This is a genomic window from Streptomyces saintjeani (genome assembly GCF_055409605.1).
The window spans coordinates 9,419,425-9,444,187 of the sequence record NZ_CP189624.1; the positions used below are offsets into that span (position 1 = coordinate 9,419,425).

At 71.2% G+C, this 24,763-nt stretch carries 18 protein-coding genes; 10 read left to right on the forward strand and 8 right to left on the reverse strand.

The window, feature by feature from the left end:
- Positions 1 to 191 precede the first annotated feature (191 nt).
- From ACQCO7_RS42250 to ppdK, 4 genes are all read left to right on the forward strand, one after another.
- Complete coding sequence (locus ACQCO7_RS42250) at positions 192 to 1,607, forward strand: non-reducing end alpha-L-arabinofuranosidase family hydrolase (RefSeq protein WP_464076814.1); 1,416 nt, start codon at positions 192 to 194, stop codon at positions 1,605 to 1,607.
- A gap of 155 nt (positions 1,608 to 1,762) precedes the next feature.
- On the forward strand, positions 1,763 to 2,530 hold the full coding sequence (locus tag ACQCO7_RS42255) for a class I SAM-dependent methyltransferase (RefSeq protein ID WP_464077433.1): 768 nt from the start codon (positions 1,763 to 1,765) through the stop codon (positions 2,528 to 2,530).
- 330 nt (positions 2,531 to 2,860) lie between these two features.
- Complete coding sequence (locus ACQCO7_RS42260) at positions 2,861 to 3,376, forward strand: DUF2231 domain-containing protein (RefSeq protein WP_464076815.1); 516 nt, start codon at positions 2,861 to 2,863, stop codon at positions 3,374 to 3,376.
- A 454-nt stretch (positions 3,377 to 3,830) separates the two neighbouring features.
- Positions 3,831 to 6,485, forward strand: a complete 2,655-nt coding sequence (gene ppdK / locus ACQCO7_RS42265; RefSeq protein ID WP_464076816.1) for a pyruvate, phosphate dikinase — start codon at positions 3,831 to 3,833, stop codon at positions 6,483 to 6,485.
- Positions 6,486 to 6,547: 62 nt separating this feature from the next.
- Here the strand turns inward: ppdK and ACQCO7_RS42270 are convergent, their stop codons facing one another.
- Positions 6,548 to 7,003 carry a hypothetical protein gene (locus tag ACQCO7_RS42270; protein ID WP_464076817.1) on the reverse strand — a complete coding sequence of 152 codons (456 nt, stop codon included), beginning with the start codon at positions 7,001 to 7,003 and terminating at the stop codon, positions 6,548 to 6,550.
- 272 nt (positions 7,004 to 7,275) lie between these two features.
- On the opposite strand from ACQCO7_RS42270, the gene ACQCO7_RS42275 reads away from it, so the two are divergent.
- From ACQCO7_RS42275 to ACQCO7_RS42290, 4 genes are all read left to right on the forward strand, one after another.
- Complete coding sequence (locus tag ACQCO7_RS42275) at positions 7,276 to 8,268, forward strand: ABC transporter ATP-binding protein (RefSeq protein ID WP_464076818.1); 993 nt, start codon at positions 7,276 to 7,278, stop codon at positions 8,266 to 8,268.
- Positions 8,265 to 9,644 carry an ABC transporter permease gene (locus tag ACQCO7_RS42280; RefSeq protein ID WP_464076819.1) on the forward strand — a complete coding sequence of 460 codons (1,380 nt, stop codon included), beginning with the start codon at positions 8,265 to 8,267 and terminating at the stop codon, positions 9,642 to 9,644. The genes ACQCO7_RS42275 and ACQCO7_RS42280 overlap by 4 nt, the downstream gene beginning before the upstream one ends.
- 4 nt (positions 9,645 to 9,648) lie before the next feature.
- Complete coding sequence (locus ACQCO7_RS42285) at positions 9,649 to 12,375, forward strand: alkaline phosphatase family protein (protein WP_464076820.1); 2,727 nt, start codon at positions 9,649 to 9,651, stop codon at positions 12,373 to 12,375.
- 273 nt (positions 12,376 to 12,648) lie between these two features.
- The gene (locus ACQCO7_RS42290; RefSeq protein WP_464076821.1) at positions 12,649 to 13,836 is read left to right on the forward strand and encodes a S1 family peptidase; all 1,188 of its coding nucleotides are present in this window, start codon (positions 12,649 to 12,651) and stop codon (positions 13,834 to 13,836) included.
- Positions 13,837 to 13,939: 103 nt separating this feature from the next.
- On the opposite strand, the gene ACQCO7_RS42295 is transcribed toward ACQCO7_RS42290, so the two are convergent.
- A complete protein-coding gene (locus tag ACQCO7_RS42295; protein ID WP_464076822.1) occupies positions 13,940 to 14,473 on the reverse strand; it encodes a GNAT family N-acetyltransferase in 534 nt (177 codons plus the stop codon).
- 653 nt (positions 14,474 to 15,126) lie between these two features.
- On the opposite strand from ACQCO7_RS42295, the gene ACQCO7_RS42300 reads away from it, so the two are divergent.
- Both ACQCO7_RS42300 and ACQCO7_RS42305 read left to right on the forward strand, forming a co-directional pair.
- Positions 15,127 to 17,871: a hypothetical protein gene (locus ACQCO7_RS42300; protein ID WP_464076823.1), complete on the forward strand. Its 2,745-nt coding sequence runs from the start codon at positions 15,127 to 15,129 to the stop codon at positions 17,869 to 17,871.
- Positions 17,872 to 17,892: 21 nt separating this feature from the next.
- Positions 17,893 to 19,635, forward strand: a complete 1,743-nt coding sequence (locus ACQCO7_RS42305) for a hypothetical protein (RefSeq protein WP_464076824.1) — start codon at positions 17,893 to 17,895, stop codon at positions 19,633 to 19,635.
- 65 nt (positions 19,636 to 19,700) lie between these two features.
- Here the strand turns inward: ACQCO7_RS42305 and ACQCO7_RS42310 are convergent, their stop codons facing one another.
- The 6 genes from ACQCO7_RS42310 to ACQCO7_RS42335 form a co-directional block, all read right to left on the reverse strand.
- Positions 19,701 to 20,285 carry a hypothetical protein gene (locus ACQCO7_RS42310; protein WP_464076825.1) on the reverse strand — a complete coding sequence of 195 codons (585 nt, stop codon included), beginning with the start codon at positions 20,283 to 20,285 and terminating at the stop codon, positions 19,701 to 19,703.
- Positions 20,286 to 20,417: 132 nt separating this feature from the next.
- Entirely contained in the window at positions 20,418 to 20,603 is a 186-nt protein-coding gene (locus ACQCO7_RS42315; RefSeq protein WP_464076826.1) for an AraC family transcriptional regulator, read from the reverse strand.
- 142 nt (positions 20,604 to 20,745) lie between these two features.
- Positions 20,746 to 21,186, reverse strand: coding sequence for an STAS domain-containing protein (locus ACQCO7_RS42320; RefSeq protein ID WP_464076827.1), 441 nt, complete (start codon positions 21,184 to 21,186; stop codon positions 20,746 to 20,748).
- Between the two features lie 84 nt (positions 21,187 to 21,270).
- Complete coding sequence (locus ACQCO7_RS42325; RefSeq protein WP_464076828.1) at positions 21,271 to 21,987, reverse strand: ANTAR domain-containing protein; 717 nt, start codon at positions 21,985 to 21,987, stop codon at positions 21,271 to 21,273.
- A 61-nt stretch (positions 21,988 to 22,048) separates the two neighbouring features.
- Positions 22,049 to 22,792 carry an ANTAR domain-containing protein gene (locus ACQCO7_RS42330; protein WP_464076829.1) on the reverse strand — a complete coding sequence of 248 codons (744 nt, stop codon included), beginning with the start codon at positions 22,790 to 22,792 and terminating at the stop codon, positions 22,049 to 22,051.
- 763 nt (positions 22,793 to 23,555) lie between these two features.
- Positions 23,556 to 24,587 (reverse strand): ketopantoate reductase family protein, encoded by a 1,032-nt coding sequence (locus ACQCO7_RS42335; protein ID WP_464076830.1) that lies wholly within the window; start codon positions 24,585 to 24,587, stop codon positions 23,556 to 23,558.
- Positions 24,588 to 24,763 lie beyond the last annotated feature (176 nt).

Here is a 24,763-nt window from a genome sequence, read left to right on the forward strand (position 1 = left end):
TTCGTGAACGTTCCCGTTCGCGAATCCTGTGAGAAGTCTTGACGCTGATCATGACAACCCTATCATCCAATTGACCGACACTTCGACCATTGGTCGACATGTCGAACAATCTGAACCTGCACCACAACCCCACTCGGACAGCCTCTGACCGGGCTGACCGGAGCCGCTTGCTCAAGGATGACGAGGTCCTTATGCGCAGCCGCAGTTTCAGCCGCACACATCTGTCCGCGGCGCTCGCCGCCGCTCTCGCGGTACTGGCCGCACTGGCGGCGATGCTCGTCGCCGCCCCCGCCCAGGCGGCCACCACCGGCGCCGTACGCGGAGTCGCCTCCGGCCGATGTCTCGACGTACCGGGCGCCTCCCAGACCGACGGCACGAACCTCCAGGTCTGGGACTGCACCGGTGCGGCCAACCAGCAGTGGACCCTGACGGACAACGGCCGGCTGACCGTGTACGGCAACAAGTGCCTGGACGTTCCGGGCTCGGCCACGTCCGGTACCCGGGTGGTGATCTGGGCCTGCAACGGCGGCGCCAACCAGCAGTGGCGGGTCAACGCCGACGGCACGATCACCGCCGTGCAGTCCGGGCTGTGCCTGGACGTCAGCGGCGGTGCCACGGCCAACGGCACGGCCGTACAGCTCTGGTCGTGCAGCGGTGCCGGCAACCAGAAGTGGACCGGACTGTCCGGAGGGGGCAACTCCTGTGCCCTTCCGTCGGCCTACCGGTGGACCTCGACGGGCCCGCTGGCACAGCCGGCCAACGGCCAGCTCGCGCTGAAGGACTTCACCACCGTCACGTACAACGGCAAGCACCTGGTCTACGGGACCAGCTCCGACGGGTCGTGGCACTCGATGGGGTTCAGCCCCTTCACGAACTGGTCGGACATGGCGACGGCCACCCAGACCAACATGAGCCAGCTCGCGGTGGCGCCCAAGCTGTTCTACCTCTCGACCAGGAACATCTGGGTGCTGGCCTCGAACGGGTGGGGCACCCCCTGGCCCTTCGTCTACCGCACGTCCAGCGACCCCACCAACGCGAACAGTTGGTCCGCCGCGCAGCCGCTGTTCACCGGCAGCCTCCCCGTCGGCGGCCCGATCGACCCGACCATGATCGCCGACGGCCAGAACATGTACCTGTTCTTCGCCGATGACAACGGCAGCATCTACAAGTCGACCATGCCGCTCGGGAACTTCCCGGCCAGCTTCGGCTCGTCGTACACGACGGTCCTGAGGGACACGAAGGAGCGGCTGTTCGAGGCGCCCGAGGTCTACAAGGTCCAGGGCCAGAACCAGTACCTCATGATCGTCGAGGCGATGGGCGGGAACGGGCGCTACTTCCGCTCGTTCACCGCCACCGACCTCAACGGCGCGTGGACCGAGCAGGCCGGCAGCGAGAGCAGCCCCTTCGCGGGCAAGGCCAACAGCGGTGCCACCTGGACCAACGACGTCAGCCACGGTGACCTGGTCCGCAACAACCCCGACCAGACCATGACGGTCGACCCCTGCAACCTTCAGTTCCTCTACCAGGGATTCGCCCCCGGGGTCCCGCAGGGCACCCCCTACGAGAAGCTGCCGTACCGGCCGGCGCTGCTCACGCTTCAGCGCTGACCACCTTGAGGAACCCCGGCCGTGCGTCGGCCGGGGTTCGCTTTTGAGCGAGGGGCGGCGCCGACACGGAACCGAGGTGGGCGCGGCGGGTCGTCGGCGTGGCTAGTGTCTGCCGCGTGAACCCAGACGACGCGAACCGGCGGTGGACACGGTCCATGCCCGACGCCTACGAACGCCACCTGGTGCCGGTCTTCTTCCGGCCCTTCGCCGAGGACCTGGCCGCGCGGGCGGCGGCGCCGCGCCCCGGCAGGATCCTGGAACTCGCGGCCGGAACGGGGGCGTTGACCTCGGCGCTGCTTGCCGCGCTGCCCGGAGTCCCAGTGATCGCGACCGACCTCAACGAGGCCATGGTCATCGCCGGGTCGGTACGGGAGCCGCGGGCCGTGTGGCGGCAGGCGGACGCCCAGCGACTGCCGTTCGGGGACGGGGAGTTCGACCTCGTCGTGTGCCAGTTCGGGGTGATGTTCTTCCCCGACCGGACCGCCGCCTACGCCGAGGTGCGCAGGGTTCTGGCGCCGCGCGGACGGTTCCTGTTCAACAGCTGGGGCCCGCTGGCCTCGCACGGCTTCGGGTCCGCCTTCCAGACCGCCCTCGAAGAGTCGATGCCGGACGGCGCGCCCTCGTTCCTCGCCGACGTGCCCCACGGGTACGCCGATCCGGCCGTCGTCGCCGCGGACCTCACGGCCGCCGGCCTGTTCCCGGCCGGCGCCGAGGGGGTCACGCTGGACGGCGTCGCGGAGTCGGCCGCTTCCGTCGCCACCGGCCTGCTCACCGGGACGCCGGTCAGTGCCACCGTGGGGGTGCGGGAAGACGCGCAGGCCATCCAGGACGCCGTCGTCCGGCGAATGACGGAACGCCTCGGCACGGGACCCGTGACGGCGCCGATGACCGCGACGGTCTATACGGCGCAGCGGCAGGGGTGAACACTAGGGATGGCGCTCCGGGCGGTTCCGCACGGCGTCGCGGCCTCGCTGCGGGCACCGGACGAAGGCATCCGGGTGGGGGCGTGACGGCGCCGCGAGTTCGCCCCACCGATCGACACCGGACATCCGGAGATCGAGCCGAGGGCTGCTTCAGAAGGTTCACAGAGGTTGGTCTGTGAGGGTTGCCGCCCAGCGCCGGAACGCATGCGTGGTCCTGTCGGCGCTCACGGCCCGCATGCCCCTTCCGGACCACACCATCGGCCCCGGCCCGCCCGGATGCCGGGGCAGACTGCCGCACAGCATCACCACTATCCTTCGAAGGAGCCCTCTGTGGGACTCGACCTGATCAACGGCATCCCCGCACACGTCCTGTTCGTGCACGTCGTCGTGGTTCTGGTACCCCTCACCGCACTCGCCCTCATCCTGTGCGCGGCCTTTCCCTCCGTCATGCGCCGGTTCGGCCTCGCCCTGCCGGCCCTCGCGCTGGTCTCGCTGATCAGCGTGCCGCTGACGACCGACGCCGGAGAGTGGCTGGAACGGCACGTGGCCAGCGATCCCCTGGTCCGCAGGCACGCCGAACTCGGTGACGAACTGCTGCCCTGGGCCATCGGGCTCTTCCTGGTGGCCGCGGCGGTGTGGTGGTTCTACCGGCGTGACACCCGCGGCACCCTTGAGACGAAGGCGGCCGGCAGCACGGTGGCCGCCCCCCTGCGTATCACCGCGGTGGTCCTGTCCCTCATCGTCGGCATCGGCGCCGGAGTGCAGGTCTACCGCATCGGAGACTCAGGGGCCAAGGCCGCTTGGCACGACGGATACTCCGCCGCCGCGCACTCCGATCGCGGCTGATGGCGGCAGCCCCGGGCCGCGCCACGCCGAGCGACTGAGCTCGACCATCCGCTGCCGGTGACCGGGGTCCCCGCTGTGACCTGCGGCCGGCGGCTGATCTCCGGTCCTCGCACCGGATGACCACCGGTGGCCACGGACCCGAACCGGGCTCTACGACGAAGGTGATGGGCATCGAGCGTCGGGGGCCGAGAGGCCGAGAGGCCGAGAGGCCGAGAGTGAAGGGGAGGCCGGGATACGGGGCCCGGAGATGGGCGGAGAGGCCGGGCGGTGCCGGTGGACGTGTGCCGGACCGCAGCCGGACGGGGCCGACCGGCCCCCGGGTGCGCCCCGGGCGGCCCTGCCGGACAGGGGCCGGGCGGCGTGACGCTGGTGGGGACGGGCGGACCGGAGAAGAGCTCGTGCTCCGTGCTCGTCGTCCAGCAGGCACCCGGCATCGAGAGGCGGAACGACCGCGATGGACAAGCCGACCACGTACGTCCGCACATTCGCCGAGGGCGACCGGACCATGGCCGCCCTCCTGGGCGGGAAGGGCGCCGGGCTCGCGGAGATGACACGGCTCGGGCTGCCCGTCCCGCCCGGGTTCACCGTCACCACCGAAGCGTGCGCCGCCTACCTGTCCACCGGCCGGGAACCGGAGGGCCTCGGCATCGAGGTGGCCCGCGCGCTCGCCGCGCTGGAACGGGCGACGGGACGAACCCTGGGCGCCGCCGAGGACCCGCTGCTGGTGTCCGTGCGCTCCGGTGCCCGCTTCTCCATGCCGGGGATGATGGACACCGTCCTCGACATCGGGCTGAACGACATGTCGGTCACCGGTCTGGCCAAGGCGTCCGGCCGGGAGCGGTTCGCCTGGGACTCCTACCGGCGGCTGGTGCAGATGTTCGGCCACACGGTGCTGGGCGTGGACGCCGGCCTGTTCGAGTCGGCCCTGTCGGCACGCGAGCCGGACGCGGCCGGACTCGCCGCCCTGGTCGAGGAGTTCAAGGCGATCATCCGCGAGGCGACGGGCGAGGAGTTCCCGCAGGACCCCGGCGAGCAACTGGTCCGGGCGATCCGCGCGGTCTTCGACTCCTGGAACGGCGAGCGCGCCCGCGTCTACCGGCACCGCGAGCACATCGACGACGACCTCGGCACCGCCGTCAACGTCCAGGCGATGGTCTACGGCAACCTCGGCCCCGACTCCGGCACCGGCGTCGCCTTCACCCGCGACCCCGCGACCGGCGCACGCGGCCTGTACGGCGACTACCTGCCCGACGCGCAGGGCGAGGACGTCGTCTCCGGCGTCCGTGACGCGGTCCCGCTCGCCGAACTGGAGCACCACGTCCCCGGCGCCCACGCCGAACTCGTCGGACACCTGCGGACACTGGAGGGCCATTACCGGGACCTGTGCGACGTCGAGTTCACCGTCGAGCGCGGCCGGCTGTGGATCCTTCAGACCCGGATCGGCAAGCGCACCGCCGAGGCCGCGTTCCGCATCGCCCACGACCTGCGCGAGGAACGGACGATCAGCGCCGACGAGGCCCTGGCCCGCGTGGGCGGCGCGGAGCTGACCCGGCTGATGTTCCCGCGCTTCGCGGCCGACCCCGGCGCCGTCCCCCTCGCCCACGGCGTACCCGCCTCACCCGGTGCGGCCGTCGGCGTCGCCGTCTTCGACTCCGCCGAGGCCGTCCGCCGGGCCGCCGCGGGCGAGCGCACCGTCCTGGTCCGCCCCGAGACCGTCCCCGACGACCTGCCCGGCATGATCGCCGCCGAGGCGGTCCTCACCAGCCGGGGCGGCAAGACCAGCCACGCCGCCGTCGTCGCGCGCGGCATGGGGAAGGTCTGCGTGTGCGGCGCCGAGTCGCTCACCGTCGACCCGGTCGCCCGCCTCGCGACCACCGCCTCCGGGACCGTCGTCCGCGAGGGCGACACGCTCTCCGTCGACGGCACCGCGGGCACCGTCCACCTCGGCGCGCTCCCGCTCACCGACTCCGACGTCGCCCGCGCCCTGGAGACCGGCACCGCGACCGGACCGCTCACCGAGGCGGTCCTCGGCGCCCTCGCGCACGCCGACTCCGTACGCCGGTTGGAGGTGCGCGCCAACGCGGACACCCCCGAGGACGCCGTGCGCGCCCGCGCGTTGGGGGCTCAGGGGGTCGGGCTGTGCCGTACCGAGCACATGTTCCTCGGTGCGCGGCGCGCCCTGGTCGAGGCGATGATCCTCGCCCGCGACGACACGGCACGTGAACGGGCCCTGGACGCGCTGCTGCCGCTCCAGCGGGACGACTTCACCGGCATCCTCAAGGCCATGGACGGGCTGCCGGTGACGATCCGGCTGCTCGACCCGCCGCTGCACGAGTTCCTGCCCGACCGCACCGCCCTCGCCGTCCGCCTGGCCACCGCCGCCCACCCGGACCCCCGCGACCGCGAACTCCTCGGCGCCGTCGAGCACCTGCGTGAGCAGAACCCGATGCTGGGTCTGCGCGGCGTGCGGCTGGGCCTGGCCGTGCCCGGTCTCATGGCCATGCAGGTACGGGCCGTCGCCGAGGCCGTGGCACGGCGGCTGCGCGACGGCGGCACGCCCCGCGCGGAGATCATGGTCCCGCTCGTCGGTACGGTCGAGGAGCTGCGGCTGGCCCGCGCGGAGACCGCGCGCGTCCTCGCGGAGGTCGCCGCCGAGACCGGCGAGCCCATGGACCTGCCCGTCGGCACGATGATCGAGCTGCCGCGCGCCGCCCTCGTCGCCGGACAGCTCGCCAAGACGGCCGACTTCTTCTCCTTCGGCACCAACGACCTGACCCAGACGACCTGGGGACTGTCCCGCGACGACGCCGAGGCGTCCTTCTTCCCCCTCTACCTGGAGAAGGGCGTCTTCACCGAGTCGCCCTTCGAGACGATCGACGAGGAAGGCGTCGGCCGGCTGGTCGAGCTGGCCGTCACGGCCGGCCGCGCCGCCAACGCCCGCCTGGAGACCGGCGTCTGCGGCGAACACGGCGGCGACCCCGCGTCCGTCCACTTCTTCCACCGCGCCGGACTGGACTACGTCTCCTGCTCCCCGTTCCGGATCCCCGTCGCCCGGCTCGAAGCGGGGCGCGCGGCGCTGGAGGGGGTGGAGGCGAGCGACAGCAGGTGACGCGGCGGACGCCGGCGCCGAGGGCCCGGCCTCGCGAACCTCGGCGAGGCCGGGCCGCTGGCTCAGTGGTTGGTGCCGGTGGCCCAGATCGCCTGGCTGCCGTCGTAGATGACCACGTTGCCGTCGTCCTGGATCACCAGGCGGGAGCCCGGGTGGCCCGCCGTGTTGGACGCCCACACCGCCCTGTTGGAGGCCGTGTAGACGACGAAGTTTCCGTCGGTCTGGAAGCGGGCCGTCCAGCCCTGGTTCACGGTGTTCGAGGCCCAGCGGGCGCGGTTGAACTCGTCGTAGACGACGAGGTTGCCGTCGGACTGCATGATCAGCCGTGCGGTGTTGGAGGAGACCGACTGGTTGTGGTTGAGGGTGAACGGCGCGTAGCGCGTCTGGTTGGCGCGCAGCGCGGGGTTCTCCGCCGTCGTGCCGGCGCCGGCCGTCGTGGGCGCGGCGCCGGCCTGGCCGATGAGCGGCAGGGTGGCGAGGGCGGTTGTTGCGAGAAGTGCGATGACTTTCCGTCTCACGAGCGAACTCCCTGAGTCAGATGGTGCATCCAGCAGTTCCCTGGCCCCGAACTCTGGCAGCACAGCCGCGCCGGTCGCGAGGCTTTCTTTCGCTATGACCGGTTTGTGTCCACCGATGACTTGAAGCGGCGGAGGAGCGGAGCGGCCCGGCGCGCTCTTCACCGCCGCTTGCCCATACCTTGACGAACCGTTCCAGGATCGTTCAGCCCGCCTGCCGGGTCCGCGTCGTGTGCCGTGCCTAAGTTCCTTCAGCGTTGCGGAGAAAGGGACTCATGGACACACCACGTCTCGCGGTCAGGGCGCGCGCGGTCACCAAGTGCTTCGGCGAGGTGGTCGCGCTCGACGGTGTCGATCTGGAGGTGGAGCGCGGGCGGATCCACGGACTGGCGGGGCCGAACGGCGCCGGGAAGACGACGCTGCTCGGGCTGCTGCTGGGGCTCGCCCTGCCCGACGGCGGAAGCCTGGAGATCCTGGGCGCACCGGCGCGTCGGGCACTCGCCGGTCCCGAAGGGGTCGCCGGGTTCGTGGACGGGCCCGGTCTGTACCCCTCGCTGACGGCACGTCAGAACCTGGTCGCGCTGGCCGAGTTGAGGGGGACGGCCGAGAAGGCGGCCAGGACCGACGAGGCGCTGCACGAGGTCGGCCTGAGCGACGTCGCCGACGGCAAGGTCCGCGGCTTCTCCCTCGGCATGCGCCAACGCCTGGGCCTGGCCGCCGCGTTGCTCACGAGGCCCCGGCTGCTCGTCCTGGACGAACCCGCCAACGGCCTCGACCCCGCCGGTAAACGGCACGTGCACCGCGTCCTGGCCCGCCTCGCCGCCGAGGGAACCGCCGTGGTCCTCTCCACCCACCGCATGGACGACCTCGACGCGCTGTGCACGGAGGTCACCGTCCTGGCCACCGGCCGCGTCGTCTTCTCCGGCCCACCGGAGAAGCTGGCCGCCGAGAACGGCGAACTCGACCACCGCCTGCGGACGTCCGACCCCCAGGCGGCACGGAGGCTCGCCGGGGAGACGCCCGGCATCCGCATCGTCGACGACACCGACGGACGGCACGACCCCGAGGTGACCGTCGTACGCGGCTCGGTGCCGGCGCTCGACGCGCTCGTCACCCGGATCGTGCGCGCGGACGTCGCGGTGCGCGAACTCTCTCCGGTCGTCCCGCCTTTGGAAGCCGCGTTCCTCGCGCTCACCGAGCAGCCGACCGAGCAGCCGACCGAGCGGCAGCAAGAGCAGCGGGCCGACCGGCAGGAGACCGCCAGATGACCACGCCCACCACGACCACCGCCCCCGCCGGCACCACCCCGCCCACCTCCACCGCCCGCCGGGTCCCCCTCACCCGCGCCTACCGCTTCGAACTCGTCAAACTCGCCTCCCAGTGGCGCATCCGCCTCCTGCTCCTCGCCTGCTGGACCGCCCCAGGACTCTTCGTCGCCGGCGTCGGCCAGCAGAGCACCCTCCCCTCCGACACCCTCTTCGGCCGCTGGATGCACGCCACGGCATGGGCCAGCCCTCTGGTGATCCTCGGCTTCGCCGGCACCTGGGCGCTCCCGCTGCTGACGTCGGTCGTCGCCGGTGACGTCTTCGCCGCCGAGGACCGCCTGGGCACCTGGCGCCACCTCCTGGTCGTGGTCCGCTCACCGCGCCGCGTCTTCGCCGCGAAGGCGCTGGCCGCACTCACCGTCGTCCTGCTGTTCGTGGCCGGGCTCGCCGCGAGCAGCACGGCAGGCGGCCTGCTGACGGCCGGCGACCACCCACTGGTCGGCCTCGACGGCCACCTCCTTACACCGGGCGACGCCGCCGGCCGCGTCCTGCTCGCCTGGCTCTGCGCCCTCGCCCCCACCCTGGCCCTCGCCGCGATCGGCCTGCTCGGCTCGGTGGCGCTCGGCCGCTCCCCGACGGGCCTGCTGCTGCCCCCGCTGCTGGCGCTGGCGATGTCGGTCGCGCAGCTGCTGCCGCTGCCCGTCGCCGTACGCCTCGCCCTGCCCGGCTACGCCTTCATCGCCTGGAACGGCCTGTTCACCAGCCCGGCGCAGCTCACCCCGCTCATGATCGCCGTCGCGGTGAGCCTGGCGTGGGCGGCCTTGGCGACCGCGCTGGCGTATCTGCTGTTCCTGCGCCGCGACTTCACCAACCCGGTCCACGACGGCGCCGGGCGCCGCGCGCTCACCCTCGGCCTGCTGCCGCTCGCCGCGCTGACCGCCGTCACCGTCGGGGCGGTCGCCGCCGCCACCCCCTGGGCCGGCTCCGGCATCGAGCAGGGCAAGGTCCAGCGCTCCCTCGCCACGGCGTTCGCCCACCTCTACCGGCTCCAGACCGAGCAGCTCCACCGGCCCGCCGTCACCGAGGCCCAGGTGCGGGCCTCGGCCGCGTGCACCAAGAGCGACGGCCGGGGAGCGCAGGAGGGCGCGGGCAACGACTGGCGGTGCGTCGTCTCCTGGCACCTGCCCGGCGTACCGGTCACGGGGACGGCCGTCTACCAGCTCGACATCGGCTCGGACGGCCGGTTCGTGGCGGACGGCGACGGGCCCAAGGAGGTCAACGGCTACTTCCTGCTGCGGACGCCGACCGGCGACGCCCCCAACCCCCTCTGGCAGTTCGACGGCAACGTCGAGCTGCTCGACACCACCTCGAAGGGATAGGTCCATGCAGGTCACACGGCGTATCAAGGAGAAGCCGGGCAGACGCCTCAGCCGGCGGACGCTGCTGGTGACGACGGGCATCACCGTCGCCCTCGGCGTCACCGGCACGGCGGTCGCCTCCACGACCCAGTTCGGCCACCAGCACGTCGGCCAGGTCACCGCGCGCGGCCAGGTCGTCTCGGCCGACCAGTACATCAAGCCGTACGGCACCCGCACCGTCATCGACGACGGCAAGATCATGTCGTCCACGGTCAGCCCCGACGGCACGCACCTCGCCGCGTCCGTCACCGACGGCGACGCCTCCCTCGTCATCATGGACCTGACGACCGGTCGGGTGAAGCAGAAGATCGGCACCAACGCGGCCGACGACCTGCGCATCAGCAGCGGCGCCGTCGGCCAGGAAGGCCCGACGTACTCGCCCGACGGCAAACAGCTCTGGCTCGGCCAGGCGGGCGGCTACACCAGGTTCACGGTCACTGCGGACGGCACCCTCACCACCCCGACCGCCGTCCCGATCCCGGCGCAGGGCACGCAGCAGGCCCTGGTCGGCGCGGCGGTGTTCTCGCCGGACGGCTCCACCGTGTACGCCGCCGTCAACGGCCAGAACCGGGTCGTCGCCCTCGACGCCGCCACCGGCGCGATCCGGCAGAGCTGGACCGTGGGCACCGCCCCGCGCGGCATCGCCCTGGCCGACGGCAAGCTGTACGTCAGCAACGAGGGCGGACGCGCCGCCAAGCCCGGCGAGACCACCATGAACTCGTACGGCACCGACGTACCCGCGAACCCGAAGACCGGCGCCGCCACCACGGGCACCGTCAGCGTCATCGACCCGGCGCGCCCCACGGTCGCCACCCTCGCCGTCGGACTGCACCCGACCGCCGTGTACGCCGCGAAGGGCGCGGTGTTCGTCACCGACACCGCCGACAACAGCGTGTCCGTCATCGACACCCGCAGGGGCAAGGTCGTCCAGACCATCGCCACCCGGCCCTGGCCGGAGGCGTCCGTAGGGTACGAGCCCAATGCCGTGACGCTCACCGGTGACGGGCGCCTGCTGGTGACACTCGGCCGCGCCAACGCCGTAGCCGTCTACCGCTACACCTCCCCGCAGCAGCCCGCCCGCTACGTCGGCCTGCTCCCCACGGACTACTACCCCTCCGGGATCTTCGCCTCCGGCAAGAAGGTCGTCGTCGCCAACACGCGCGGCGTCGACGCCCTGCGCCCCGACAGCGCCGGCCACAGCACCCACGACACGACGTCGAGCCTGACCCGGTTCACGCTGCCGGACGACAACGTCGTCAGGGCACGGACGGGCGACGTCTTCCGGCAGAACGGCTGGACGTCCGGCTCCGTCGCGACCGCCCGGGGGCGCGGTCACGCGAGGCCCGTACCCGTCCCGGCGCGCCTCGGCGACCCGTCGACGATCAAGCACGTCTTCCTGATCGTCAAGGAGAACCGGACCTACGACCAGCTCTTCGGCGACCTCCCGCAGGGCGACGGCAACGCCTCGCTGACCCAGTTCGGCACCAACGTGACGCCCAACCAGCACGCCCTGGCCCAGCAGTTCGGGCTGTACGACAACTTCTACGACATCGGCACGAACTCCGCCGAGGGCCACAACTGGCTGACGCAGTCGGACAACCCGGAGTACACCGAGTCCTCGGCGGGCGAGTACACGCGCAGCTACGACACCGAGAACGACGTCCTCGGCCACCAGAAGACCGGCTTCCTGTGGACCGGCGCCCAGGCGGCCGGCAAGAGCGTCAAGGACTTCGGCGAGTTCCAGTCCGTGGAGACCAAGCCGGCCGGCGCGACCTGGCAGAACCTGTACTGCGACAGCGAGAACATGGCCGCGACCGGCGCGCGGACCGCGTACCCCATCAGGACGGGCTCGGCGATCCCCTCCCTCAACAAGGTCTCGGTGCAGGGCTTCCCGCTGTTCGACCTCGACGTCCCCGACGTCTACAAGGAACAGATCTGGCAGCAGGACTTCGCCGCGCACGGACCCGCGAACCTCAACATGTTCTGGTACTCCAACGACCACACCGGCGGCCCCGCCAACCCCGCCGCCGAGGTAGCCGACAACGACCTCGCCGTCGGCCGCATGGTCGACACCATCACCCACAGCAGGTACTGGAAGGACTCGGCGGTCTTCGTCGTCGAGGACGACTCCCAGGCCGGCCTCGACCACGTCGACGGCCACCGCGCCCCCGTCCAGGTCATCAGCCCGTACGCCCAGCACGGCGCCGTCGACAGCCGGTACTACTCCCAGATCACGATGGTCCGCACCATCGAGCAGATCCTCGGCATCCACCCGATGAACCAGCTCGACAGCGCGGCCACCCCCATGTACGGCGCCTTCACCGCGAAGCCGGACACCACCCCGTTCACCGCCGTCCCCAACCGCACCTCGCTCACCCTCGGCGTCAGCCCCCAGCCCGCCTGCGGCTCCGACACCCCGGCCGCCCAGGACACCCAGGCGGCCCCCGCGCCGACCACCGCCGCCGTCCCGCCCGCGCGGCAGGACCTCGCGGCCCAGTGGAAGAGGTGGGCCGCGCACCAGCGCCTCACCGGGCCCGACGCGGTGCCCGACTACGCGAACCCCACCCAGATGAACCGCTACACCTGGTACCAGACCCACGCCTGGAGCACCCCGTACCCCGGCGACAAGAAGCTCTACACACCGGACGCGGTGCCGGGCGCCTACCTCCCGTCGGCGGAGTCCGACGGCTGAGGCGTACAGGCCGACTTTCTCTCGGTGAGAAAAAAATCCGGTAAAGGGGGATTCGTATTCGACCGGTCGACAATGGAGACATCGGCGATCCGGAAAATGCGGACAGATCGATCTTCGCTCTTGTCATGTCCAGCGAAGGTCGTTCAAGATTCAGGGGCGGTCGCCCGAAACGGCGGACCGCCGGACGACGACCACCGGAAAAGGGGACCCCCATACCCTTTTCCACCCCCCACTGTTAGCGGTCGTCCGTCCGGAATCCGGAAGGAACAACCCTTGCGCATCTCCCGGAAATCCCTCGCGGTGCTCGGCGCCGCCGTTCTGCTCTCCTCCGTCACGGTCTCGGGCGCACAGGCGTCGGTGGCCTCGGCGGACCAGTACGACCCGGCCATGCTCAGCGCCCTGGCGTCCTCCCTCGGCGTGAGCCAGAGAGCCGCCGCCGAGCGCCTCGACCACGAGACGTCGCAGCAGCACACCCTCACCGCACTGGAGCGGAAGGGAGTCGCGACGGACGGGGCGTTCTTCGACGCGAAGGGCGAACTGGTCGTCAACGCCGAGAACGCCCAGGCGGCTCGGCGGATCGCGGACGCCGGACTGCACGCCCGCACGACGCGCCACGGCGAGAGCGAACTCAACGCGATCAAGGCCCAGTTGGACGCGGCGGCCCTCAACGCGACGCCCGCCGGAGTCAGTTCCTGGGAGGTCGACCTCGCCACCGACACGGTGACGGTCAAGGTCAGCGACGGCAGCGCCCCCGCCGCCCGCGCCTTCCTGAACGTCGCGCGGGCACACAAAGACGCCGTCCGCGTCCTGTCCGACCAGCGGGAACTCGCCCCGCAGGCCGTCATCAAGCCGGGCTCCGAGATGGCCTTCAACGGCTTCGTCTGTTCCGTCGGCTTCGGCGCCCGTGACTCCTCGGGCCGCCAGTACCTGGTCACCGCCGGGCACTGCATCGAAGACCTCCCCGTGCTCAGCTACCAGGGGAGCCGGTTCGCGCAGGGCACCAACACCCGCTTCGCGTCCGGCAGTCGGAGCGTCGACATGGGCATCGCCCGCCTGGACTCGGGCAACTCCATAGCCACCGTGGTCAACACGTACGGCCGGGCCACCGAACCCACCGTCAGCGGCAGCCGGCGCGCGGCGTCCGGCGCCACGCTGTGCAAGGCGGGCCGGACCACCAACTGGACCTGCGGGCGGGTGAACTCGTACAACGTGTCCGTCACGTACTCCGACCCCGACGGCGGGCCCGACACCGTCGTCACCGGCCTCGGCAGCTCGTCCGTCTGCACGCAGGGCGGCGACAGCGGCGGCGCCTACATCTCCGGCAACCAGGCCCAGGGGATGACCTCGGGCGGTCCGTCGAGCCAGCGGTGCAACGGGTCGGTGAACTCGCCCGGGTCGTCGTACTTCCAGCCGCTCGACGACGCGCTGTCGTTCTACGGGCTGACTCTCAACACCGCCTGATCTGCGGCGTGGTGGAGAGGTGAACACGGGGTCGGCCGACACTGGCCGGCCCCGTCGTGTCCGTCGGGAGAGGGCGGCGCCGGTACGGGCCCGTTCGGCGGACTCAACGACCGCCCGCGCCGCCCTGGCTCGGCGGGGTCTGCCTCGGCGTCAGTTCGGCGAGTACGTCGACGCTGTCCCGGCTCGCGGTCAGCGTCGCGCCGTTGCGGCGCAGGGCGGTGAGTGCCGCCGTGTTGTGCGCCATCGTGTCCGCGACCACCATCCGCGCACCGGCCTTCGCCGCTTCGCCGAGGAGGATGCGCAGAGCGGCGGTGCCGATGCCGCGTCCGCGCTGCGAGCGGCCGAGCCACATGCCGGTTTCGAGGACGTCGGGGCTGTCGCGCAGGGCCAGCCGGGCCGACCCCACGACCGCCCCGTCATGGACGACCGTGAAGGTCGCCTCACGGAGCGGACCGGCGAGCCCGGGGAAACGGGACCGGTGCCAGTCCCGGAAGGCTTCCCGGCGGTGCGCGGTCCACCCGGGCGGACCGGCCACGGGAGGCATGACCTCTTCGGGCACCGCGTCCTTGACGGCCACCGCGAGGAGCACGTCGAGGGCTCCCTCGTCCAGCTGCCGCACCGCCACTTGACCGACCACGCGGGTTCCTCTCCACCGAACGCCGAACGCCGAACGCCGAACGCCGAACGCCGGTTGCCGATCCTCATGTCCTACGGGGCACGGCGCCAGCGGTTTTCGCGGTCGCCCGGGCCGGGACGACCGGACGTACGGCTCACTGGCCGTCCTGCGCGAGCCGGACCCTGTCGAGGCCGAAGTCCATCGTGCCCAGCCCGAGACGGCTGGCCTTGAGACCGCTGGTGATCTCCACGCGAGGCTCCGCCTGACCGGCGGACGACGGCCGCCGGGCTCAACCCGGCCGGGTACGCCCCCGCCGGGGTGCCCGTCCGGTCCAGCTCTACGGCATCAAGGCCGCGACACCCACCGCACGACGTCAAGGACGTGACGGTGCGCACTGGTCGGCTCACCGACTCCCCAACACAAGGCGAGTCACCTCACCGACTCGTCGTCGGACCAACCGGTCCGCCCCGCCGCACAGTGGAAACCGTTCTTGCTGGCAGACTCCCCGCCTATGGAGGACCAGGTCACCCGAACTGGAGACCAGTGCCAAGCGGTTTCTCCGTTCCCGATGGAACAGAAGGCCAAGCGAATACAAAGATCAAGGGAGGGGAGCGGGAGGATTCCCGGGTCGGTATTGAATCGGGATATCGATGGTCACAGGGGGAGAAACCGTCATGGCACTCGTCGTCACCTTCGCAGGCCGAGTTCCGCTCACCACGCCGGGATCGGGGTCCTGGCTGAACGTGTGGTCGTACACGATCCAACCGGCCCCCGCCGACCTCCTGCCGGGGCAACGCGTCGCGCTGGCGCTGCCCGCGGACGCGGATGTGCGTGATCCCGCTCTGTTCCCCGGCGTACCGGCGCTGACCGGCACCTTCCTGGAGGCCGGTGACGGGGTCAACCGCCAGTACGTGGGGCGCGTGGTGAGCGGGACGGGTACTCAGACCATCTCCTTCGTCGCCCCGCAGGCCCAGCAGAACCGCGAACTGCTGCTGGTGACGCAGTCCCAGACGGGCCGGCCCTGGTCGGTGAAACCCTTCGCGACCAGCACGTCGGGGCCGAGCGACAACGTCGGCACACTCCCCGCCCCCGCCCCGGCGCCGGGCCCGGGACCGGGCCGCCCGGTCGGCGACTTCGCGGGCACGGTCCCGTACGCGAGCGAGCTGTTCGGCGTCTACCAGCCCCTGCCGGGCTGGCTCGGCCACTCCTCCACCGCACGGGCCGCGGCGGCACTCGGCGCACCGCTGCCGAAGGAAGCGCTGGCCGGCCCCCGGCAACTCACGCTCGGCGAAGGGCCCCTGGCCCCGCTGGCCCCGCTCGCGGTGTGGGGCAACCGGCCGCCGACGGACGGCATCCTCTCGCCGGTCGGCCTGGTCAACCTCTTCCGGGAGTACTTCTTCGAGTTCGACACCTTCCTCGGCACACCGGTCGGCCACCTGTGGTTGAGTCCGGGCGGCACCGTCGAGGTGGTGGAGACCTCCACCCGGCGCACCCTGGTCGAGCGGACCGCCGAGCAGTCCGAGACGTCCACCCGCAGGACCGAGGAGGCGCTGACCGACCAGACCGACCTCGCCGACGCGGTCAAGGAGTCCAACGCCAACGAGACCTCGCTGGGCGTGACCTCGAACGCGAGCGCCAACTACGTAGGCATCGTGCACGCCGACGTCAGCGCCAGCTACAGCACCAAGAACACCACGAACAAATCCTCCGAGGTCAGCCACAAGCACTCCCGGACCCAGAGCTCCAAGGCCGGCAGCGAGATTACCCGGAACTTCAAGACCACCTTCAAGACGGTCACCGAGACCACCGACACATCGAGCCGCCGGTACGTGGTGCAGAACACCACCGACAAACTCGTCAACTACGAACTGCGCCGCAAGATGCGCAAGGTCGGGGTACAACTCCAGCACATCGGCACCCAGTTGAGCTGGCAGGTGTTCGTCGGCGACCCGGGCCGCGCACTGGGCCTGGGCGAACTCGTGCATGTGGCACCCGCCCCGGACCTGACCGCGCTCAAGCAGCCGGTCAAACCCGCCCCCCTCGCCCAGGCACACGTCACGTACTCGGACAACTACCCGATCCAGCGGACCGCGGACAGCGACAACGCCCCGCACCAGGACGCCGACTGGGTGAAACAGGACGGCTGGGACCGGCTGTGGCGGGGCGAGGAGGACGAGTACATCGTCGCCCACTTCGAGTACTCCGCGCCCCCGCCGGGACCGGGCTGGAAACTCAGCACCGCGCCCGGCAACGAGATCCGCAAGGTCTCCGCGACGACCAGCAGCGGCCAGGTCGCCAAGTTCCTCGCCACCTACGAGGTGGTGGACGCCACGTCCGGCCGGTTCCGCGTCAACTGCACCAACGTGCACTTCGGGGGCGGCCCGTACGTCGCGTTCACCCTCGCGCTCGTCTGGGAGCCGCCGCCCCCGGACCAGGACCCCGCACTGCGGCAGTACCTCGCCGAACTCGCCGTGTACGAGCAGGAGGTGGCCAAAGTACAGCGCGCGGCGTACGCACAGGCGGTCCACGACCGGCTCGACCTGGTCACCAAGGTCCGGCAGCGGGACCCCGAAGACCTCCGCAAGGAGGAGCGGCACAGCGTCTTCGCCGACCTGATCGGCGGGCTCGACCTGTTCCAGGGCCAGGACGAGAAGCGCCACCTGTCGGCCGAACTGATCCGCGGGATGTTCGACGTCGACCAGATGCTGTACTTCGTCGAACCGGACTACTGGCGCCCGGCGCCCACCCCCACCATCCCCACCACCTCCGCCGACTCGGTGGGCCGCTACCCGGTCCCGCCGCACGACTGGAACGCCACCTCCGGCGATCCCGTCGGCGGCGCCACGGTCACCAGCCGCTTCAGCTACACCGGCGCGGTGAACCCGCCGCGCGCCACCACCTCGACACCCCAGGACAAGCTGGAGTACCGGGTCGACTACCTCATCACCGAGAACACCCCGCCCGCCCCCACCGGCAGCTCCCTGGGCTGGCTGATCCAGGCCGACGGCGACGAGCGGCGCAACGAGTTCCTCAACGCCTCCTGGGTCAAAGCCGTGCTGCCGGTACGCCCCGGCCACGAACTCGACGCCCTGGGCTGGCTGTCCAGCGCCCAGGTCGAGGGCGACGCGGCCCTCGACAAGGACTACGCCTGGCAGACCGGCGACCCCGCCGACTGGCAGGGCAAGTCGATCGGCTGGGTCCTCCAGGCGCTCGCCGCCGAACTCCAGGCCCGCAACACCGACATCACCCGCACCCTCGCCGCCGAAAGGGTCTTCGAGACCGGCTTCGACCCCCTGGACGGCGGCTTCCGTCCCGCCGACCCCTACCAGATCTTCGACCAGTGGACCGAAGTCCTCCCCACCGACCAGGTGGTGGCCGTCGAGGTCACCTACGACCCCCGGACGGGGCGGCAGCTGTGACGGCCGGGGCCCGGTGACGCCGTGCGGCTGACCGTCGTCAACGCCAACCCCGCCGTACCGCTGTGGACGCACTTCCTGCTGCGGAAGTGGACGGCCACCGTCGAGACACGCGCCCAGGGCGCCGGTGCGGGCCGGCCCGTGCCGGTGCCCGTGGGGCCCTCGGGGTTCACGGCCGACCTCGCGCCCGACACCGCCTGGCTGCGCCTGGTGATCGACGCGAGCGTCGACGTGGACCGTACGACCTACCCGATGCTCCGCATCCAGCAGGAGTTCACGGTCACGCCCGACGGCAGGCTCGTCCCGCTCGGCTGGCGCAAGGGCCCGGCGTACGACCCCCTCGGCCGCCCGAAGGGGATTCCGGCGCTGCACCCGCTGCTGGACGTCACCGGCTCCACCGTGGCGCTGGACGTGCGGTTCGTCGACATCACCGACCTCTACAACGCCCTGCACGGCCGCTCGGCCTGGGCACAGGTCATGAACCTCCTGCGCGGCACCGACCGGACGATCCGGGCCCTGGCGAGCCTGGGCGGCCACCCGCTGGTCTGGTACGCGGTCCTGCCCGCCAGCACGTACACCCTTCCCCGGATCAAACCGGCCGTCATGATCATGCCGGCCGACTACGGTGCGATCTCTTACGACAACAGCCTGGCCGGACTGCGGTCCTCGCTGCACCGTGTCTCCGCCGCCCTCCCGAACAACTACATCCAGTCGGGTCTTGAGATCCTCGCGAGGGTGCTGACCGAGCCGCTGACGGACGACCGGTACGAGAAGCTCCTCGGCCCCTACATCGCCCTGCGCAAGACGTTCCGCGGCGACCCGGCCGCCCTGCCCGGACCCCTGCACCACTTCCGGGGCGTCCTGTCCTACCTCCCCGGCAAGGATCCCGAACCCCAGTACTGGGACGTTCCGCTCGGCTTCGAGCGGGCGATCCACGACGAGAAGTACGTCCTGCTGGTGCCGGTGATGAACGGCGGCGAGGGCGGTGTCCTCCTGCGGCCCGGGCTCGACGATCTGACCGCCGGCGCCGTCGCAGCCGTCTACACCCATGGCACGGCCCTGGACGCCGACACCCTGACCGTCGACAAGCCGGTGATGATGGCTTACAGCCAGGCGGGCGGCAACGCCTTCACCAGCGCCGGCAACAACCTCGGGAAGATCGGCGGCCTCGTGCTGTTCGAGACCGTCTACACCAACGAATTCCCGCGCGATGCGACCAACCACCGGCTGCTGCTGGGCAAGGACGTCATCCCCAAGCTGCTCCAGGAGAACGTCAAGGTCGTCGTGATCGGCCGCTGGCGCGAGCGCCCGCGCGACTACCTGCCCGACGGCAAGATCCTGCGCGGAATCACCGTCCTCCCCGACGCCGCCAACTACTACCTGCTGGACTATCCGCTGCCTCCCGACGGCCGACTGGCCTCGGCGCACCCCGTCGTCGCGTTCCGCTACTCACGCCTCGTGAACGGCAAACAGGACAAGGCCCTCGACCTGATCCTCGGCTCGGACGACCCCGCCCACATCGACGACCCCACAGCGCGGAGCGAAGCGGCAGTCGAGGCGTCGATCGCCGCGTACCGCAAGGCGGGCCTCAGCGACGAGGCCATCGTGCGCCAGGTGTTCTCGGCGAAGTACCTGCCGGATGACCTGGCCCTGGGCGGTTTCTACCAGCACAACCTCATCCTGGCGGGGGGCCAGCACCTGGACACGAGGACGAGGACGTACCGGGGGTTCGCCCAGGAGGCGCTGAGAGTGTTCGGAGCACCATGACCGGACCGGCGGATGCCGTCGGCCCCGGGCAGGGGAGGCCGACGGCATGGCCGGGGCGCTCGGGCCTACAGGTACGGGAGGACGAAGTCGTACCCCGCGACGCTGTGCGCGGCGCCCGCCGGGCAGCGGCCGTTGGTGGGGTAGCCGTAGTAGTAGAGCCCGTAGCACTTGGGGCAGAAGCGCCAGTTGCGCTGCGTGTTCGGGGTCTGCGGGATGTCGTGCGGGAGGACGAAGTCGTACCCGGCCGCCGCGTGCGCCGCGCCGGCGGGGCAGCGGCCGTTGTCCGGGTAGCCCCAGAAGAACATGCCGTAACACTTCGTGCAGAAGCGCCAGTTGTGCTGGGCGGTGGGGGTCTCCGGGATGTCGTGCGGGAGGTTGAAGTTGTAGCCGGCGGAGTCGTGGCCGCCGCCGGCCGGGCAGGCGCCGTCGGTGGGGTAGCCGCGGAAGAACATGCCGTAGCACTTGGTGCAGAACCGCCAGTCGGCCTGGTTCGCGCGGACCGCCGCGTGCGCGGAGGGGGCGGTGGCCGCGGTTGCCGCGGCGGCGCCGAGACCGGCCGCCGCGAGGCCGAGTACCTTGCCGAGCACGGTCCGGCGGGCCGGGTGGGAGTGCTGCTGCGGTGCGTCGTCACGTCTTGCCGGTAAGCCCATGGGTGCACCCCTTCGTGAAGGGCCTTCTGATGGAGCCCGAGTGGGCGTTCAGGGCGACCAGTATTCAGCTCATCACTTTGCGTGGTCAACGGGGTGTGGGCGCACGACTGGCGGGCCGGGTGCGCTCCTGTACTACCCGGCGCGCAACGCGTGGGGAGTGACGCCGAGTCGGCGGCGCATCGTGCGCGCGAGGTGGCTCTGGCCGGTGAAACCGCAGGCGAGGGCGGACCGGGCGAGGTTCGTCGAGGACGTGGCTGTCCGGGCCGGCGGCCGGCGGGGTGTCCTCCTGGGCTGCCATGGCCCCGGCCGCGACCCCACTCCCCATGGAGCCGCGGACCGGGTTGCCTCTACCGGGTGCGCCGGGTGCGGGAGTGCCCGGCAGCGGGAGGCGCACGGTCGACCAGGGTCCGGGGCCGCTTGGTGAGCGTAGTTGTGCCGTGGCGGCGGGGACAGGGCGGTTTCAGGTCGGTCGGGCCGCCGCCCGGGGCGGCACCGGTGCGGGCATCTGGTCCAGGATGTCGAAGTCCAGGTGCAGCCGGGGAAAGGTGAGCAGCCGCAGGAGCACCGGGTTCGTACAGATCAAGCGCAGGCGTCCGCCGTGCCGGGCGGCGCGGGAGCGAGCGCGTTCGAGGAGCCGTACGCCGGTGCCGTCCATGAAGTCGACGGCACGCAGGTCGACCAAGAGGTCGACGCTGCCGGCGTGGTTGATCGTACCGAGGCGATGGTCGATGCCTGGGGCCGTCTGGATGTCGATTTCGCCGCACAGGACGACCAAGGTGCAGTCTCCGTGCGGACGGATGTCCTTGACGCAGATCACTGCGGGGAGCGGAAACACCGCGACCCTCTTCTCCGGGTGTGGATGTCCATCGGGACTGGTCACCAACGGGATCTGGGTCGGCACTTCAGGCTAGGAGAGGCGGCCTGTCGGCCGGCCGGTCGCGCCGAAAGTCTGCGGAGACGTCGGCCCGTCTGCTAGGTGGCGGAGTCAGGGGGTGCTCTCTCCGTTGTCCTCCAGGCGGACGCGGCGGGCCAGTACGTCCCGGGCGACGTCCAGGAGCGGCCGGTCGTGGCTGAAGGCGTAACCACGCAGCCGGATCAGGGCGTGGTCGCAGTCGGTGTCCAGCGCGTCGGCGAGCATGCCGGTGGCCTGATGCACCTCGGCGAAGTGGAGACCGGGGTCGTCGAGGAGCGGAGCGTGGGGCAGGTCGGCGTGGACGGCGGTGGTGATGGCGATCTGGGCGAGGGTGTCGGCCAGACCGAAGGCGTCGGTGAGCTGGTCGGTGGTCATCGGGCCGGGACGGGTCCGGTGACCGGTGAGCGCGCCGAGCGCGATGATCCCGATGCGCAGGGGGAAGGAGAACACCGCGCGTACGCCCAGCGCCTCGATCGCGCCGGGCAGGGCCGGCCAGCGGACGGTGGCGAACGCAGCGGTGTCGGCCACGTCGGGCAGCAGTATCAGGGCTCCGTGGCGGGCGGCGTCCAGGCTGGGGCCCTGGCCCTGGACCTGCTGGAGATCCTCCAGCGCGGGAGTGAACTCACCGGAGGACTGCACCAGTTCGGTCCGGTCGCCGGCGCCGAGGAGCAGGCCGAGGCCGTCCAGGCCCAGCATGTCGGCGCAGGCCGCGAGGGGCAGCGGTGCCAGGCCGGGGCCGGTGTGCGAGCTGAGGGCGCGCAGGTAGTCGGCCATCATCGGATGGGTCACCGCGACCGCCTCTTTCTCAGCGCCGCACAGTGCGGCCGACGATCGGCCAAGGGGCCGGTCCTCACCGATCACGCTGCGGGAGGAGGGACGCGTCGGCCGTGCCCTGGAGGACCTGGCGGGCGATCTCGGTGAGCCGTGTCTGGTGATCGCGTGCGTAGCGGCGCATGAGGGTGAACGCCTCCTCGACGCCGGTGCCACGGCGGTTGGCCAGATACCCCTTCGCCTGCTCGATGATGACCCGGCTGTCCAGGGCGGCCTGCAACTGCGCCGTCACGGTCATCTGCTCACTCACCGCCCGCTGTTGAAGAACACCGATGGCCGCGGTGTCGGCCAGCGCCTGACCGAGCCGCAACTGGGACTCGTCCAGCGGACCCGGGCAGTCCCGGAAGAGATTGAGGGCCCCGATCACCTGGTCGTGCAGCCGCAGTGGAGCCGCCACGACCGAGGTGAAGCCGGCCTCCACCGCCCGAGGCGCGAACCGGGGCCAGCGCACCCTGGCCATCTCGGTCGCCAGCGGTACGTCGGGGATCCGCTTCTTGGTCCGGAAGCAGTCACGGCAGGGGCCCTCGTCCCACTCGATGCTGGCCAGTTCCAGCAGGCGGGTGCGTTCGTCCGAGGCCGCGGCGTCCACCAGCCGGCCCCCGGGGGTGGCCAGCAGGACCCCGGCCGCCGCGACATCCAGCAGGCTCACACAGTGTTCGGCGAGCGAATGGAGGAAGTTGATGACGTCGAAGTCCTGCACCAATGTGTCGGCGAGGTCGACGAATGCCGCCGCCAACTGCTCCTCGCGCGGCAGTTCAGTCATGCCCCACCCACCTCCAGCAGTGATCCGGGGGGCAACCTTCCCACAAGCCGCCGCCTCCTGCCGTCACCCATCCTCGTCCGCCCGGGGTGCCTTTGCCAGGGCCGCCTGGTGCCGGGTTCCTGAAACGGTGCGCACATGGCGGCGGCGTGGTCGCGGAGGTGGGGACCGTGTACGGCTGTGCCGCCGCCGTGGCTGCTGGGGCAGATGGAGGCTTCTCGGGAGGTCGCCGATCCTGAGGCGGACCCTCGGCGGAGTCCTCGCAGCTCAGTGGCCATGGACGAGCACCGTGGTGATCGCGACGCATGTGGTGCAAGGCGGTTCGGCATTCTTCACCCGGCCCCGGACCCGCTCGACGTGACGCGCTCACCCGCCGGGCACGGCTGCTGGTCGCTGCGACCATCACCTGCGACGTCATCGAGGCGATCGTCGCCATCAGTGCCGGCACGATCGCGTCCTTCCAGTCCGCGACGAGGATGAGGCCCTGCTCGATCTCGCGCTGGAGGTCGCGGTCGCTCAGGTTGTGGACGACGAAGTCTTCTGCGCGCGGAGCATGGCCTGGTGGACGGGGTGGGAGGCGCTGCGGGTGAAGCGCGTCGACAGCCTGGCCCTGCTTGGCCGACAGCCTCGGGGCGATTTCATCGGCCGGCTCGGCGTGTGGCGCAGCCGGGGCAGGAGCGGGGCGAGCCCGCTCACGGCCGCTGGAGCCCGGGTGGATTCCGGACTCCGCCTGTCACTCTTCAGCACGCGGGCCCTCGATCAGGTGTCACCGTGCCTGGTCGTCAGGAGTCGCCTCAAGCCGGGCCAGCAGCTCCTCGAGTGCCGGCATGGCATGGCCGGTGCGGCGGCCTTCGGCCAGGCAGTCGTGCAGGATTCCGACGTCCTGGGCGCGGACCTTGCCGCCATGGTGGAATCGATTGAACGCCTGGTAGTCCAGCGGCAGCATGTCCTGTTCGATGTTCTGGTGCGTCTGGGCGGTCTCGCGCGGGCCCATGGCCTTGGCCATCTGCTGCCCCGTCTCGCCGTGGCGCGGGAGCGTCATGATCTCGGACTGGGCGCCGCAGGCCAGATTCCACAGCTCCTCGTCCTGCGTCAGGGTCGCGAAGTCGGGCCAGCCGGCGAGCTCGCTGGCTGCGTACACAGGCGCGGCGGCGTTCAAGAAGACGTCGTCGACGGCGCGGGGGATCTGCGCACACTGCGATTGACCGCTGCGCTCGTACAGAGAGGCGAACCGCTCGGCGGCAGCCGCATTGCCGGTCTCGATGCGGAAGCCGATCCGGTTCGCCGGATGCCGGTAGCAAACGCTCGCCTGCGCCAGTGTCGCCGGGTCCGTCGGCGGATGCACGGGCAGGCCGGCCGCGGCCTGGTGGCTGAACATGCCCAGGAACCCGTGGGTGAGCCGGTCCTCCTCGATGCCCAGGGCCTGGAGGTGGTGCTCGCGGACACCGAGGCCGAAGCCGCACATGATGACGTGTGCGTCGCAGGCCCGGACCACCTTGCCCAGGCCGCGCAGCAACTCGGTTCCCTCCTGCGTCCGGCTGGTGTGGCCGTCCAGCGTGATGACAACGAACTCGAAGCCCGTACTCGCCAGTTCCGTCACGTCATCGGTGACGCGGTAGTTGCCGAGGGTCTTCAGTTCGGTGTCGTCGTAGCAGTACAGCTGCTGCGTGGAGCCGAGCGCCCCCTTGCGGCCCGGCCGTACCAGGAAGGTGATATCGGCTCCCGCCAGCCCGAGGTGGTAGCCGACGGGCAGCCCCGTGGCTCCAGCGCCGACGACGAGGACGGATGAGGTGGTCATGCGGATGCCTCCGGTTGAACAGTGGTTGGTCGGTCTGGTTGATGCGGGAGTACTCGGGGTCGGCCGAGCTCGGCCGGGCATCGGGCGGCCGGGGCGGCGTACTCCTCGATGCACCGCGGTCTCCGTGTTGCGAGGGCAGGGACGTGATGACGGCGTCGAGGTCGAACGCGGAGCGC

Bases quoted from the DNA above. Each gene is read 5' to 3' on its own strand.
- ACQCO7_RS42255 (WP_464077433.1), top strand. From the start codon at position 1,763: ATGCCCGACGCCTACGAACGCCACCTGGTGCCGGTCTTCTTCCGGCCC.
- ACQCO7_RS42330 (WP_464076829.1), bottom strand. From the start codon at position 22,792: ATGACTGAACTGCCGCGCGAGGAGCAGTTGGCGGCGGCATTCGTCGAC.
- ACQCO7_RS42280 (WP_464076819.1), top strand. From the start codon at position 8,265: ATGACCACGCCCACCACGACCACCGCCCCCGCCGGCACCACCCCGCCC.
- ACQCO7_RS42285 (WP_464076820.1), top strand. From the start codon at position 9,649: ATGCAGGTCACACGGCGTATCAAGGAGAAGCCGGGCAGACGCCTCAGC.
- ACQCO7_RS42300 (WP_464076823.1), top strand. From the start codon at position 15,127: ATGGCACTCGTCGTCACCTTCGCAGGCCGAGTTCCGCTCACCACGCCG.
- ppdK (WP_464076816.1), top strand. From the start codon at position 3,831: ATGGACAAGCCGACCACGTACGTCCGCACATTCGCCGAGGGCGACCGG.
- ACQCO7_RS42335 (WP_464076830.1), bottom strand. From the start codon at position 24,587: ATGACCACCTCATCCGTCCTCGTCGTCGGCGCTGGAGCCACGGGGCTG.
- ACQCO7_RS42250 (WP_464076814.1), top strand. From the start codon at position 192: ATGCGCAGCCGCAGTTTCAGCCGCACACATCTGTCCGCGGCGCTCGCC.
- ACQCO7_RS42275 (WP_464076818.1), top strand. From the start codon at position 7,276: ATGGACACACCACGTCTCGCGGTCAGGGCGCGCGCGGTCACCAAGTGC.
- ACQCO7_RS42310 (WP_464076825.1), bottom strand. From the start codon at position 20,285: ATGGGCTTACCGGCAAGACGTGACGACGCACCGCAGCAGCACTCCCAC.